8 protein-coding genes are annotated in these 14,793 nt (G+C 64.5%); 2 read left to right on the top strand and 6 right to left on the bottom strand.

All coding sequences use genetic code 11. From position 1 onward, the window contains the following. Positions 1–15 precede the first annotated feature (15 nt). Together ACE1EY_RS12385 and ACE1EY_RS12380 are read right to left on the bottom strand one after the other, a co-directional pair. Complete coding sequence (locus ACE1EY_RS12385) at positions 16–555, bottom strand: HD domain-containing protein (protein WP_291514645.1); 540 nt, start codon at positions 553–555, stop codon at positions 16–18. Further along, the gene (locus tag ACE1EY_RS12380; protein WP_370300287.1) at positions 552–1,742 is read right to left on the bottom strand and encodes a trans-acting enoyl reductase family protein; all 1,191 of its coding nucleotides are present in this window, start codon (positions 1,740–1,742) and stop codon (positions 552–554) included. Before ACE1EY_RS12380 ends, ACE1EY_RS12385 begins: the two co-directional genes overlap by 4 nt. Positions 1,743–2,089: 347 nt before the next feature. Between ACE1EY_RS12380 and ACE1EY_RS12375 the strand changes: the two genes are divergently transcribed. Continuing rightward, positions 2,090–2,362: a hypothetical protein gene (locus ACE1EY_RS12375; protein ID WP_370300286.1), complete on the top strand. Its 273-nt coding sequence runs from the start codon at positions 2,090–2,092 to the stop codon at positions 2,360–2,362. Between the two features lie 36 nt (positions 2,363–2,398). Beyond that, complete coding sequence (locus ACE1EY_RS12370; RefSeq protein WP_291515151.1) at positions 2,399–2,950, top strand: YdeI/OmpD-associated family protein; 552 nt, start codon at positions 2,399–2,401, stop codon at positions 2,948–2,950. Between the two features lie 46 nt (positions 2,951–2,996). Here ACE1EY_RS12370 and ACE1EY_RS12365 read toward each other — a convergent pair whose 3' ends face one another. From ACE1EY_RS12365 to ACE1EY_RS12350, 4 genes are read right to left on the bottom strand one after another with little or no spacing between them, the layout of a single operon-like run. Continuing rightward, the gene (locus ACE1EY_RS12365) at positions 2,997–6,119 is read right to left on the bottom strand and encodes an efflux RND transporter permease subunit (RefSeq protein WP_291515152.1); all 3,123 of its coding nucleotides are present in this window, start codon (positions 6,117–6,119) and stop codon (positions 2,997–2,999) included. Next, positions 6,116–7,315, bottom strand: coding sequence for an efflux RND transporter periplasmic adaptor subunit (locus ACE1EY_RS12360; protein WP_291515153.1), 1,200 nt, complete (start codon positions 7,313–7,315; stop codon positions 6,116–6,118). The genes ACE1EY_RS12365 and ACE1EY_RS12360 overlap by 4 nt, the downstream gene beginning before the upstream one ends. Continuing rightward, positions 7,312–9,207 carry a TolC family protein gene (locus ACE1EY_RS12355; RefSeq protein WP_291515154.1) on the bottom strand — a complete coding sequence of 632 codons (1,896 nt, stop codon included), beginning with the start codon at positions 9,205–9,207 and terminating at the stop codon, positions 7,312–7,314. Before ACE1EY_RS12355 ends, ACE1EY_RS12360 begins: the two co-directional genes overlap by 4 nt. Before the next feature lie 52 nt (positions 9,208–9,259). Then, positions 9,260–14,620: a hypothetical protein gene (locus ACE1EY_RS12350; RefSeq protein ID WP_370300285.1), complete on the bottom strand. Its 5,361-nt coding sequence runs from the start codon at positions 14,618–14,620 to the stop codon at positions 9,260–9,262. Positions 14,621–14,793: the final 173 nt, after the last annotated feature.

Genomic DNA, 14,793 nt, shown 5'->3' with positions numbered 1-14,793 from the left:
AGTTTTCCCTACGGGCTACCAGCGAAACATCGGTAGCGGCGACCACGGCCGACGCAGAAAGCGTTGGCCGCCCAGTTGCAGCAACCGCTTGTGGAACCCGGCATTGGCGAAACGCAGCCGGCCCGCGCGCAGGACATCGGCATCGATGCCGTAGCGAATCAGGCCCAGCATGACATCGGCCGAGTCGGCCCGGCGATAGGGCTCGACCGCCGCCGCATGCGCCCCCCGGTAGGCCCGCAGTTTGTGGTGCCACCGCACCATGGCGGTCACCGGGTCCACCCAGGCAGATTCGCCCATATCGAGCACGGCCTGACGGGCCAGTTCCGCCGAAGGCTCCAGATAATCCAGCGTGCCGTCGGTCCAGATACCCAGGTCGTGGTAAATCGTCGCCACCGCCGCCTGCCGCATCGCGGTTTCGTCCTTCACCATGCTGGCGTATGCGTGAAGCACGCGCGCGCAATGGTTGCGATAAGCGATGTGGTCCCGCCCCAGCTGCTCAGCGAACGGCTTCAAACCGTCGTCCAGGGTGATCAATGCAAGATCGAATGGCGTCATGTTTTGACCTGCTTTCGGCGTGTCCATTGAGTTTCGAAACGCATGCCCGCCCGCTGCAACCGATGGATCAACGCCTCGCCCAAGGCCGCCGCGGGCGTGATCACACCCGCCACAGGCGGCGTGTTGTCCTGCAGCAGGCACAGCGCGGCCTCGGACAGCATCTTGGCGGTTTCGTCATAGCCAGGATCTCCACCGCTCACCTGTGTGCGAATCGGATGCCCGCCGGCATTGGCCATGAACCGCACGCGAAACCAACTGCGTGCGCGGCGTTGCGGATCAGGCCCGTCACCAACGGCCTTTCGGGACAGCAGCCACTGCCGCGTGGGCTTGAACTGGGCCAGCGCGAACACCGTTGAAGCCCCTGCCGCGGTCGCCAGCACGAGGGGCAGGCGTTTGACCTCGAGATAGTGGGCATAACCGAAATCCGGCCCGTAGCAATCCAGCGCCCGCGCCGAACGGCGCACCACCTGGGGATCAATCGTTGGAAACGGCACCGCCCACTTGCGAAGCTGCGGCTCGTAGTGCACGCCCTGCATCAAGGCCTTGACGCGACGCCCATCCGCAGGGGCCACCGCGCCGCGCTGGCGCCGCAACCTCACGTAATGGCGCAACCGCGAGAACGCATGCACCGCCGAGTGCCAGGTGCCACCCGAAATACCCATCGAAACGCGCACGAAGCCACGGATGCGAATCGGCACGTCGGGTGGGCATTGCAGCACGGTGAACAGCACACCGAGATCATGCGGAATGGAATCGAAACCACAGCAGTTGATGATCTTTGCGCCGGAGGATCGGGCCACGGCGTCGTACTTCTGCAAGCACAACTCGACAAACTCCGGTTCGCCGGTCAGATCAACGTAGTGGGTTCCACGTTCCGCGCAGGCGGCGACCAAAGCCTCGCCGTAGTGGATATACGGCCCCACGGTGGAGATCACCACCTGCGTGGATTCGGCCATACGCGCCAGCGCCCTGGCATCGAAGCTGTCCGCCTGGACCAGACCCAGCGATTCGCAACGCGGGTAGGCCTGCGCAAGACGCCGCTTGACCTCCGCCAGCTTGCGCACGCTGCGGCCCGCCAGTGCCCAGCGCAACGACGCCGGTGCGTGCGCAGCCAGATAAGCAGCCGTCAGCCCGCCGGTAAACCCGGTTGCGCCGAATAGAATGAGATCAAATTGCCGTTTAGCCACGCCGTTCTCACAGCCAGTCCAACCATCGCATCCTGCGACAGCCACAGGGATTCGTACGCACTATAGGCCACTCGCCCGCGCCGTTCAGGTGGCGAGTTCATCGCAAGGCGGCGCTCTTAAATTTGGGCATCGGCACGATCGTCCAACTCGAATGTGGCTGAAAAATTCAGACGAGCCACGTACAAGATCGAGTTTAAGCCCGCGGCTGCTGGAGAGTCGGCGTTCCGCCAGTTCGTCTACCCCTACAGGTTGACTCGAGTTTTGAGTGGTTATGAGTCGCAGCAGGTAACCTTGTCATCATGAGTTCAGAACCCAGAGTGGACATTCTCCCTGCGCAGCCCAAGTTGATGACCGGAGCCGGCTGGCCCGAGCATGAAGGGCTGATCGTCGGCAACGAGCAAGGTTTGAGAAACCTGATGGCGGCCTGCCAGCAGGCGCTTGATTCCGGCGAGTGTATCTCGTCAAAGCTGGATGATTTTTCGGGGGTTCGGCGTCTTCCGGAAGGCTGGTTCGAGGAGTCACGGCAGCAGGCATCAAGCGTGCCGACCCTTGTGCTGCTGGTGTTCGTGATTGCGTTGGTGGTGATTGGTTTTGGCACAATCGTCAGATCTCTGATTTGATGCGGGTGCATTCGCACCCGACGGGAATGCATCGAGATGACCTCGACCGACACCCTGTCCCGATTTGATGCAAAGCTACTGCAACCCGCCAAGCTGGGCGACGAGCCGCCTTGGGCTTTTGTGGTCCTGCCGCGAGATATCAGTGCAAAACTGCCTCGACGAGGCCGAACCACGGTGGATGGCAGCATCAACGGGCACGCGTTTCAGGCAACGCTGGAACCGGATGGTCAGCTAAGCCATTGGCTACGCGTCACGGCTGAGCTGCTCGATACAGCTGGCGTAGGCATTGGCGAAACGGCCACGCTGGCAGTGGCCCCAGCAGCGCAGGAACCGGAACCCGAGCTGCCGGCAGACCTGCAGACGGCCCTGGCTGCGGCGCCCGACGCGCTGAAGACCTGGAACGCCACCACCACGCTCGCCCGGCTGGACTGGATTCACTGGATCACCTCAGCCAAGCAGGCCAAGACTCGCGCCAAGCGGATCGGCGATGCCTGCGAGATGCTGGCCGAAGGCAAGCGGCGAGTCTGTTGTTTCGATCCGTCCGGTTATTACAGCAAGGCCTTTCGCGCGCCCGCGCCGGCCGAATAGGGCCGGTGGGTTGGCTACCGACCTGGCGATATGCCCAGATGACGCCCTAAGCGGGGTCGCCTTGCAGTTCTGGCGTATCCACCCACACCAGGCTGACCAGTACCGGCACCAGGAACAGTGCGATGAACGTGGTGACAAGCACGGCCCAGGCCAGCGAGGTGGCCATGGGAATCAGGACCTGCGCCTGAGTCGAGCGCTCCATTAGCAGGGTTGATAGGCCAACGAATGTAGTCAGCGTGGTCAGCACAATCGGGCGGAACCGCAACACGCCAGCGGTGCGAATCGCCTCGTCACGGCTCATGCCTTCACGTCGGGCCCGGTTGATGTAGTCGATCAGCACGACGGAATCATTCACGCAGACGCCGAGCGCGGCGACGATGCCGGCGAAGGACAGCATGCTGAGCGTCAGCCCGAACACGAAGTGCGCGAAGATGGCGCCGACGATGGCGAACGGCAGTACGCCGAACACGACCAGCGTTTGCACGTACGAACGGAACAGGATCGAGATCGCACAAAACACGAGCAGAATGGCCGCGCCGCCATACAGGATCAGCCCGCGGATCACGTCACCCTGTTCCTGCTGGGCGCCGATGAAACCCCAGTGCAGGCCGGGGTACTCTCGTAGCAGTTCCGGCAGGTAGTTCAGTTTCAGATCGTCGAGAATCCGGTAGGTATTGCCCTCGTCGCGGTTGACGTTCGCCGAGATGATGTTGGTCCGCCGCTGGTTGACCCGCGTCACGCTGGTGCTGGTCTTGTCCGACTTGAGCACGGCGGCGTTGGCCAGCGGTATCGCCACGCCATCGCGGGTGCGGACCTGCATCGCCTCCAATGCGCTTTGCGAGCGGCGGCTGTTCGCGTCATAGCGAATCACCACGGGCACTTCTTCACGGCCGCGCTGGATGGTCTGCACGGTCTCGCCGAGAAAGCCCTGGCGCACTTGCCGCGCGAGGTCCAGGCTGGTGAGTCCCAGCGCCTGTGCCTCGTTGCGCAGCGAGAACTGGATTTCGTCGCGTGGGGGCCGCTCCGAATCGCTGACCTCGTGCACGCCGGGATAGCGCCCCAAACGCTCCTTGAGCGCAGCGGCGGCCGCCGCGAGGATCTCGTCATCACGCGAAGACAAGGCAACCTCGATATCCGCCCCCGGACGATTCAGCGAGTAGTCGAAGTTGATCGACGTGACGTAAGGCACACCCTCCACCGCCTCGCGCCAATGTTCGATCAGCGTGGGCGTGTCGACCTTGCGATGCTCGGACGGCGACAGCTCCACGAACAGCTGCGCGGCGTTCGTGCCTTCGCGCACACGGATGCCCAGGCCATCCGAAGCCTCGCCGATGGAGCGCATCAGATGACGAATCGTTGGCTCGTCATCGAGGCCCGCACCGTTGTCCACCCGTTCGGCCACCCATCGCAGCCGGGTTTCCACCTCGCGCACGGCGGCCTCGGTCTCTGACACCGGCACGCCGCCCTGCAGGGTGATATCGATAATGACCGAATCCGCCGCAACCAACGGGAAGAAGACGATCTTGACCTTGCCGCCGATCAGCAGCCCCAGTGTCAGCACCATGATTCCGACGAAGCCGGCCAGCGTTGCCCAGCGCCAGGTCAGCGCTTTGAGCAACGCCGGCTGGTAGATCTGGCTGGCGAAGCGCGACAGGCTGTCGGCCACCGTTTTCTGCACACGCGTGAGCCAGACCAGCCTGCGCGCGTCCGGCCGTTCCGGCTTCAGCCCGGACAAATGCTCCGGCAGGCACAACATCGATTCGAACAGCGAGACCACGTAGGCGATCACCACGATCATCGGCACGAAGGCCCAGATCTGCGCCTGCACGCCGGGTAGGAACATCAGCGGCGCAAAGGTCAGGATATTGGTCAGCACCGCGACGAGAATCGGCCAGAACACGCGGCGAGTGCCGACGATGGCGGCCTCCGGCCCCGACAGGCCGCGCTCATGCTCGACGAAGATCGCCTCACCGACGACGATGCCATCGTCCACGAGGGTGCCGAGCACCAGCAGAAAGCCGAACAATGTGACCATGTTCAGGGACACACCCAGCAGGTACATGCCCAGCAGCGTGCCCATGAATGTCAGGACGATGCCGCCGGTTACCCAGAACCCCACGCGCGGACGCATGAACAGCATCAGCGCCAGGAAGACCAGGCACATCCCCTGCAAGCCGTTGCGCACGAGGGTATCCACACGACTGCGGTAGAGGTTGGAGAAATCCCGCCACAAGGCGACCTGAATACCTGCCGGCAGCTGCGGCCGGAGTTCCGCGGCGTATTGCTTGACCGCGTCGGTCACCTCGACGATGTCCTGATCACCCACCCGGACCACCTGGACGGTCACCGCCGGCTGTCCGTCGAAACGCACGGATCGGTCGGTGTCGGCAAACCCGTCGGTCACGTCGGCAACATCGCCTACCACGACGCGGCTGCCATCCGGTCCGGCCACCAGTTCGATATTGGACAGCTCTTCGGCCGTGCGTGCCTTGGAATTCGTCCGCAGCAACACGCCGCCGGTGGCGGTATGCAACTCGCCCGCCGGAACATCCAGCGACGAGCGACGAATCATCTCTGCGACTAGATCAAAGCTGATGCCGTATTCGGTCATCGCCGCCTCGGATAGCTCGATCGCAATCTCATCGGCGCGCACGTTGGCCAGCTTGGCGCGCGTCACCGACGGCAGCGACAACACCTCATCTCGCACCCGTGTGCCCAGCGTCTTGAGCGTACGTTCATCCACCGCGCCGTAAACGGTCAGGTAGATCGCCGGCATTTCCAGCAGCAACTCGGCGATATGGGGGGATTCCGCGCCCTCCGGCAGATCAACGACGCTCTTGACCCGGCTGTCGATCGCCTCCATCACCGGCCGGACATCAAGCTTCGGATCAATCTCGGCGACCACAATGCCGACGCCTTCCAGACCCAACGACACCGTGCGAGCCACACCGTTGACTTCGGTGATCGCGTTTTCCAGAGGAATCAGCAGACCGGACTGGATTTCCTCAGGCCCGGCGCCGGGATAGGCAACGGTGACCTGGACACGCTGCAACTTGATTGCCGGGATGACTTCCCGCTGCAGATTGGGCGCCGCCCACAGGCCGCCCACCAGTAGCAGCAAGGTCAGCAGCTGCGCCGGGACCCTGTGCCGGACAAACCAAGCGATCACGGCGTGGTGGCCGTTCGCGTCGTCACGATCATGCCTTCTACCGGATACTCCGGCGGGCGCACGATAACCTGTTCACCGCTCTCCAGCCCCCCGCCCACAACCACCTGCTCGTCGTCGCGGAAGACGACGTCCACGTCACGCACCCGCAACCGTGATTCGTCATCGACGACATACAGGCGATTTTCGGAGAGCAAGGCCGCGCGCGGCAACGAGAACACGTTGTCGAACCCCGCCCCCTCGATGCGCGCGTTGACGAACTGGCCGGGCGCGAGCGCCTCCAGGGCCTGATCCGAATCCACTTCGGCGATGGCATAGGCCAGCCGCGTACGCAGATCGAAGGTCGATTCGACACGGGTGATTCCGGCAGACCAGGTGCGTGCCCGACCGTTGCTATTGGCGGTGAGCGTGACAGGCAATGCCTCGTCCAGCGGACCACCGAGACCTTCAATGCCAAGCAACAGGCGCTGCTTGTCGGTCAGCGGCAAGCGGACCTCCAGCGCATCCGCCGGAAACACCTTGGCAATCGGACGCCCCGGCGATACGAACTGGCCCAGGCCGATGGCCACACCCTGAACCCGACCGCGATACGGCGGCGCCTGGACTTCCGACCGTGCCACGGTGAGCTCGGCCCGGCGCACATCGGCCTGAGCCGTGGCCAAGGCTGCACGCGCCTCGTTGAGCTGGGGTTCACGACGGGCTAGCGGCGGCGGCTCGCCCTGCCCGTAGCGCTTCCATTCGCGAACGGATTGCTCGGCCTCCGCCTCGACCTGCGACATGGCCCGCTGCGCCTGCGCGACCCGTGCACGGGCCTGGTCCAGCAGCAGCTCATAGTCGCGGGCATCAACCCGCAGCAGTGGCTGCGATGGTTGCAACACGCCACCCGGCACAAAATTGCTCGCCATCCAGGTCACGCGACCGGAGACTTCCGGCGCGATCTCGGTTTCGCCGGTGGCCCGCACGGTGGCCTGTACCTCAACCGGAATCACCAGCGATTCAGGCTCGGCGGTCACCACCGAAACCAGCGGCGGCGGCGCCAGTGCTTCTTCGGGCTGGGCGGGCTTGCGGCTCTTGATCAGTACCACTGCAGCCACCACACAAGCGGCCAGGATGAGCCCCGCGACCAACGCCTGGCGCTTCCATGATGGCGCGGCGCCGCCGTTGTCTTGACCGGGCGATGTGACTGCTTCCGTGCTCATAACGGTCCCCAATTCATTGCCGTGGTAGACGACAGCCCGCATGCACCGGTTGGTTCGGCCATCCCGGCACCGAGTAGCTCGCTGCACGGATCGGCCTCGATTTGTGCGACCGGCGCAGCCGGTGCTTCTACCGCGGGCCCGGCTGCCTCGGCCGGCTCCGCGGGTTCAGCCGAGTCGGAAGAGGCTGGCTCTTCGAGCGGCTCCGATGGTTCGGCCGCGTTCACCGGTTCGGTGACGGCAACAGGATCGCCTACCTCGCCGGGTTCTTCTGCTCCGGCTGATTCAGGTGCCGTGGTTGCCTCCGTGGTCACGGTCGCGGCCTCGGCTGCCACCGGGTCGATCATGTTCGACGATTCGAGCGCCGCTTCCGCTTCCATGTGGTCACCAGGGTCGTCCGCTTCGCCGACGGCGACCGGCTCCGAGACCTCGAGCGGCTCCGCAGGGTCGACTGACTCGAAAGCACCGTCGCCCTCCAGAATCGGCGCGGCGCCGACCGCCACGTAGAGCGCCAGCCGGTTCTTGAGCCGCGTCATCTCGATATCCATTAGCTCTCGCCGCGCCTGCAAGGTATTCAGGCGCGCGGTGAGCAGCGTACGCGCATCCACCGAGCCGAGTTGAAAGCGCTCTTCAATATCGCGCTGCCCATCCTCGATAAGCGTGAGCGTCTCGCGCAGGCGAAGACTTTGCTCGCCCAGCGCCGCATCTGCGGCCAGCGCGTCCTCCACTTCTCGGAACGCGGTCAGCACCTTGTCCTGGTAGGTGTGAACGGCCTCGATCAGAAACGCACGTTGGGCGGCGATACCTGCCTTGATCTTTCCACCTGCCAGCAGCGGCTGGAAGATCCCGCCGCCTAGCGACCAGATGAAGGAATCATCCTGGAACAGCAGGTCACGGTACTTGGCCTGCGATGCGCCGGAGGCGGAGATCGAAAAGCGCGGCAGCAGGTTTTTCTTGGCCGATCGCAACTTGTCGTCAGCAGCGCGTAGCCGCAGTTCGGCAGCGCGAACATCCGGCCGCTGCTCCAGCAGGGAGGACGGCACGCCGGCCTCGGGCAGCGACGGCAGCGGCGGAAGTGCCTGGCTGGTTTGAATGGAACCGGAGGGATAACGGCCCAGCAACACTTCCAGCTCGCGCGCGGCCCTGTCGACCTCCATCTCGGCTGCCTGCAAGGCAGCGGCTTCACGCGCCTCGAAGACCCGCGCCTGCTGTAGCTCGGCAGCGGTGGTCAGGCCGGTGTCATATCGCTCCTTGATCATGACCGCCTGGTCGGCCCGCAGTTCTGCCATGCTGCTCAGCAGTTCGGCACGCGCACGGGACTCGGCCAGTTCGTACCAGCGCAGCACCGCCTGAGCGGCCAGCGAGTGCTTGGCGGCGACCAGGTCCAGCGACGCGGCGTGGATTTCACCTTCCACGGCGTTGCCGGCGTCGAGCACACGGCTCCAGACATCCAGCTCCCAGCTAATGCCCAAGCCAACCTTGAGCCGCGACACATGCACACGTTCGGGGATCACGTTGGAGTCGCCCAGAAAGTCGTTAATGACGTTCTGACGTCCGGCTGTCGCCTGCAGATCCACGGTGGGACGCGAACCGGCAACCTCGATCTCGGCCAGTGCAGCGTTGCCATCCCGTTTGGCGATGGCGCCCAACAGATTGTTGTTATGGGTCCAGGCCTCGACAACAATCGAGATCAGTTCGGGATCATCGAAGTCGGCCAGCCAGCCCGCCTCATCGATCAGGCTGCCGCTAGGCTCGGTCGTCCACTGGTCGGGAATCTCGGGCAGCAGTTCCGTGCTCTGCTCCGGCAGCTCGTGCTGAAAGATTGCGCAGCCGGACGCCAGCGTGGCCGCCGCCAGTACGACAAGCCACAGCGACGGCCGCTGGCCAAGGGCCAACGACCTCTCCGGATTGGGCAGACCGTCCATGGGCATCGTCAACAAGTGGCGATTAAGGCCGGATATCCGCCATGGCAAAGCGTGGATTGGTCACCCCCAACCCGTTCGCAGCCCAGTTCACCCAACTGTTGTCGATAGCACCGTTGCCGGCATCCGCCGCGGTGTCGGGTACCTGCACATAGGTCACGACGCCATGCGCCGGGGTGGGATTGACCGCCCCCAGCGCGGTGAGACCGCCGAGGTTGCCCAGTTCGTACGAGGTTTCGGCGTAGGCCGGCAAATCGAAGCAGACGCTTTCGGCCTGCAAACCGAGTTGGTCGGTCACGACATGGCCCTGCACGGTGAACGTCGTTCCATCCCCGGATTGGCTGACATCCTGGGTGGCGTCCGCATTGCTGTCGGCGGTCGAGGCCAGGTTGACCGTGACGTTCGCGGTGCTCGGGCCGGCGACATCGCAATCCTGGAACACGATGTTGCCGGTAGCCCGCACGGGTTCGTTGAAGCGGAACACGAAGTTCGTGCCGTCGTAGAACGCCAGCGACATCAATGGCGGGGTCTGGTCGCGCAGCAGCACGAAGGCCCGCGTGTCCGTATCCGGCGCATTGCCGTCCATGTCCTCGATGGCGCCGGTGAGCGCGATCTCGGCAGCACCGCCGCGGGCATCAGCCTGGAGGGCGAAGATGTCATCGACATCGAAGGCGGCGACATTGCTGGTCGTACCATCCTCACCGACCAACCCGTTGAGCGCGGTCAGGCCCGACAGCGTGGCGCTGACATTCGTCGTGACCGGAACTCCGATCGGCGCGATCTGTTCGGTGACGGCGATGCCGATACGCGGCGTCGTCTGGAGGAACGCGGCAGTGCCGTCGGCGTCACCGATGGCCGCTGTGGTATTCAGCGTCGCCGCGAAGGTCTCCAGCAAGGCGTTGGACAGACCCTGCAACTCGTTGGCGCCCTTCCAGTCATCGTTGGCAAACCCGGCCTCGGTGTCGTTGACATCGGCCGCCTGTGGCGTGATCGAATACAGCACCGTGGACGCCGTATCCGCCCCGTTGTCGACAATCGCGCTGCCAGAGCCACCCGTGGAACCGCCGCCTTGCATGCCGGCGATCAGTGCATCGAACAGCTGCAAGGTCACGGTGGGTGGTGACACATCCAGCAGGGTCATCGTCGCCGCACCACCGAGCGCACCACCCGGCGCGCGAGCCGTGATCGACAGCACATCACCGGGCTGCGGCGTGTCACCGCGCGGCGCGATAATCAGATCGAAACTGCTTGCGCCGCCGTCGTCGACCACGTAAGTCAGCGCGCCGAACGATGTCGGGCCGTTGTTGGCCGGCACGCCGGAACCGGTATAGACCGGGAAGAACAGCACATCCAACGGCTGGTTGGTGCGCTCCAGCCGAACCAGATAGTCAGCCGCGTTCGGGCTGCTCGCAACCGACACGCGGGCCACACCGGTGAACACGGTACGCGTCGACGTTTCGATGGCGTCCAGCAATTCGTTCAGCGGCGCGGAGGCTTCCGGTGCATTGAGCTGCTCCAGTCCATCCGTCTGACCCAGAGCCGTGGCATAGCCGATGGCTGCGCCATTGGGCTCGCGGGCGACACGAATGTCCTCGGCGTCGGCGATGACCGTGTCGAGCAGCGCCGAGGTCGTCAGGTAGGCACCGTCGGCCGGGAACAGCGTTGTCGCAGCCTGGCCGGTGATCACCGGCGCCTCGGCGGTGGCATCCGCCGGCGTGAATGTCGTGAACGACAGCACCAGATACTGGCTGGTGCCGTTGATGCTGTCGTAGGCCACTTCGGGGCTTTCGATGACGACGTTACCGGCCGGATCAACCAGCGCCTCACGGGCCAGCAACACATCCACCGGCGAAGCCTGGGGGATCGGGTTCATCACGGTAATCGTCAGCGTATCGCCCATCAGCGACGCCGATGCGATGTCCGCAAGGTACTGCTCGCCACCGGCACCCACTTCGATAATCACGTCAGAAGCGGCAAAGCCAGCTTGCAGGCTCTCGTTGAACCGGATCACGAATCCGTTGGCGCCAGTCCCGTCGATACGAGATTCCAGCGGCGCCGGGCTTACGGTCTCGTCGACCACCCCTTCGGTGGTTTCGACGAACGGCGCCTGTGCATCCGCCGCCCCACCCGTGGCCAGGAACAGCGTGAAGAACTGGGCATTGGCACCGGTGAAACCGTCGTAGGCGATGTTGTCGTTCAGATCGATGCTGTTGCCGACATTGTCCAGCAACTGCGTGGTCGGCACGCGTACCGTGACCTGGCTTCCGGCCGGCAGCGCTTCGTTCAGGGTGATCTCCAGCGTGGTGCCGCTGACCAGTTCGGTGGTCAGCACGCTGGCGAAACCGACATCAAGCTCCACCGTCACATCACCGGGTTCGATGATGTCCTGCATGGTCTCGCTGAACTGCACGACCAGGGGCGCCTCGGCCAGGCCGGTCACCGAGGCGTCCAGTTCGGCAGGGCTGCGCAGCGCATCGAGCACGCCGTCAACACCGTCGACCATCGGCGCGCCGGTATCGGGCACCGCCGCGGTGCGATAGCTCAGCACCAGATAGGCGTTGTCGCCGCTGTAGGCATCGTAGGCAACCTCGGCGCTCAGCACAGCCACATTGCCGGCCGTATCGAGCAGCGCCTCGCGCGCCAGCCACACTTCGACGAGCTGCCCGCCCGCGATCGGACTCGCCGTCTCGACGCTCACGGTGTCGCCGGAAATACCGGCTGCGGCCACGGCCACCGTTGCCTGATCACCGCTGGCACCAACCAGGACGATCACGTCACCGGCGTCCAGGCCGGGTTGTAGTGTCTCGTCGAAATGAATCTCGAAACCGTTCGGCGCGACGCCGTCGATCCGACTCTCCAGCGGGGCCGGCGTCACACCGTCGTCCACCACGCCTTCGGTGAATTCCACAAACGGGGGTTCCTCGTCCTCGGCTTCGCCGGTCGTCAGGAACAGCGTGAACAAATTCGCTTCCGGGCCGGTGAAACCGTCGTAGGCCAGCGTAGTGCTCAGCGCGATGCCGTTACCGGCCAGATCTAGCAGTTCGGACCGTGCGATCAGCACGGTGACGTCGCCGCTGTCCGGCAGCGCCTCGTCGAGCACGATCTGCAACTGGGTGCCACCGATCAGCTCGACCGTGCTCACGGCCACGACACCACCTTCGACCTGCACGGCAACGTCGCCGGGCTCGATGATGTCCTGCATGGTCTCGGTGAACACGACGGTCAGCGGTGCGGCGGCCAATCCGGTGATCGAATCGTCCAGCTCTGCCGGGCGGGCGGAAGGATCGGTGACCCCGGTGACGCCAGCCGCCATCGGAGCTTCGGTATCCGGCGCACCGGCCGTGCGATAGCTCAGCACCAGCTCGGCACTGGAACCGCTGAGGCTGTCGTAGGCGACTTCGTCGCTGAGCACGGCCACATTGCCCGAGGTGTCACGCAGCGCGTCGCGGGCCAGCCGCACCTCAACCAACTCGCCCTGACCGATTGCGACCGCGGTTTCGACCGTGACCGTATCCCCGGCAATCGCGGCTGTTGCCACCGCCATGGAAGTCTGGCTGCCAGACGGTCCGACGAGCACCGTGACGTCGCTGGCATCCAGGCCAGCCTGCAAGGTTTCGTTGAACCGGATGACAAATCCGCCAGCGCCCGTGCCGTCAAAGCCTGAGGCCAGAGGCGCGGGACTCACGGCGGGATCGATCACCCCATCGGTGGATTCCACGAACGGCGCCTGCGCGTCGGCGGCCCCGGTGGTCGCCAGGAACAGCGTGAAGAACTGGGCACTCGCGCCGGTGAAACCGTCGTAGGCCAGATCGTCGCTGAGCACGATGCCGTTGCCTTCGGAATCCTGCAGCTCGGTGCGATCAATCCGCACCGTGACTTCACTGCCGGCCGGCAAAGGCTCGTCCAGTGCGATCTGCAGCTGTGTCTCGCCCACCAGTTCCGTGGTGAGCACGCTGGCAAAACCGCTGTCCAACTCGACCGTGACATCACCCGGCTCGACGATGTCCTTGATGGACTCGCTGAAGCTGATGACGATCGGCGCGGAAACCAACCCGGTGACCGAATCATCCAGCGTCGCCGGACTCATGGCAGGGTCGGTCACGCCCGCCACACCCAGCGCGCGAGGAGCGGACAGATCCGGCGAACTGAACGTGCGGTAGTCCAGCACCAGATAGGCGCTGTCGCCACTCAGGCTGTCGTAGGCGACATCCGTCGAAGGTGCGGCGATGTTGCCGGCGCTGTCCAGCAAGGCTTCGCGCGCCAGCCATAGCTGTACGCGTTCACCTGCCGGCAATGCGGCATCCGTTTCCACCGTCACGGTGCTGCCGGATACCGTGGCGGCAGCCACTGCCACCGTTGTCTGTGTGGGTGCCTCACCAATGAGCACCAGCGCGTCGTCGGCATCCATGCCCGGCTGCAAGGCCTCGCTGAATTCGACGACAAAACCGTTCGGCGCCACGCCATCGATACGGCTGGCCAGCGGCGCGGGACTGACGCTGTCGTCGACCACGCCATCGGTGGATTCGACATGCGGCGGAATGCCGTCACCGTTCGGATAGGGATCGACGGTGACAGTGGCGAGATCCATGACCCCACCATCGTTGGTGGTGGCAAAGGAGATCGACGACGCGTCGGTCGGCTCGTCGTCCAGTTCGGTGCAGCTCGGCAGAGAAGCCGATGTGGTCACGATCTCGTGCCCGCCGACAGCGACGCGCACACACGAGTCGGCATAAACGCCGGCGAAGCTGAACAGGCCGGCACTGTCCGTGGTCGCCGTGCGATTGGCGCCGCTATCGTAGGTGGCGGCCACGCCGACATTGCCGTCCTGATCGAATTCCACGCCCTGGAACTCCAGGGTGACCTGCACGCCGGACACCGCAGCGCCGGTCTCGGCGTTGCGGACAGTGCCGCGAACCTCGGTATTCAACGCAGGCAAGCGCACCGGGCCTGTATCGACGTTGAAGTTGTTGATGAACACAGGATCATCGCCAGGGTTGGCGATGACATCGGCATCGGGGCTCACCCGAACCGTCGCACCCATGTGGGGCATCTCCAGTTCGCCGGTGTCCAGCACCAGAGTGATCGGTCCGTTGGCGTCGTTGGCGCCGATACCGGACGTTCCGGAGACCACGACCCCGGGCAACTCGAACTGACCCGCATCATTCGTGACGGCCGATACCGCCGCCTTGACGACCGCGCCGGTGTACCGAACAACGACCCCCTCAATCGGGCTGCCGTTGCTGTCGAGCACCGTGCCGGTCACCGTGCCGGACAACGTCGTCACTTCATTCGGCGTGTCGTCTTCGTCGGGCGACATGCAGCCCGTAAGCGCCAACGCCATACAGACCATGCCGGCCTGAACCCACCGCAAACCACGAAAAGACATACCAACTCCCCGGGCGATCTCTTGGATCGCCGCTAACCGTCAATGGTCCGGTGGCGCGCGGCCACCCAACATCATGTTTGCTTGATTCTTGCCTACGATTCCCCGAACGTCGCAAATGTGTATTGCGCCGCGCCTAAAGCATGTCGCAAGAACGGTGCCTTAATCCACACGCA

It is taken from the genome of Abyssibacter sp. (genome assembly GCF_964229365.1).
GTDB lineage: Bacteria > Pseudomonadota > Gammaproteobacteria > Nevskiales > OUC007 > Abyssibacter.
Note: the sequence above shows the minus strand (reverse complement) of the source record. Positions and strands in the feature narration are given on the sequence as shown.

Excerpts from the sequence above, each read along its gene's own strand:
- ACE1EY_RS12360 (WP_291515153.1), bottom strand. The coding sequence starts at position 7,315 with ATGAGCACGGAAGCAGTCACATCGCCCGGTCAAGACAACGGCGGCGCC.
- ACE1EY_RS12385 (WP_291514645.1), bottom strand. The coding sequence starts at position 555 with ATGACGCCATTCGATCTTGCATTGATCACCCTGGACGACGGTTTGAAG.
- ACE1EY_RS12370 (WP_291515151.1), top strand. The coding sequence starts at position 2,399 with ATGACCTCGACCGACACCCTGTCCCGATTTGATGCAAAGCTACTGCAA.
- ACE1EY_RS12375 (WP_370300286.1), top strand. The coding sequence starts at position 2,090 with ATGACCGGAGCCGGCTGGCCCGAGCATGAAGGGCTGATCGTCGGCAAC.
- ACE1EY_RS12350 (WP_370300285.1), bottom strand. The coding sequence starts at position 14,620 with ATGTCTTTTCGTGGTTTGCGGTGGGTTCAGGCCGGCATGGTCTGTATG.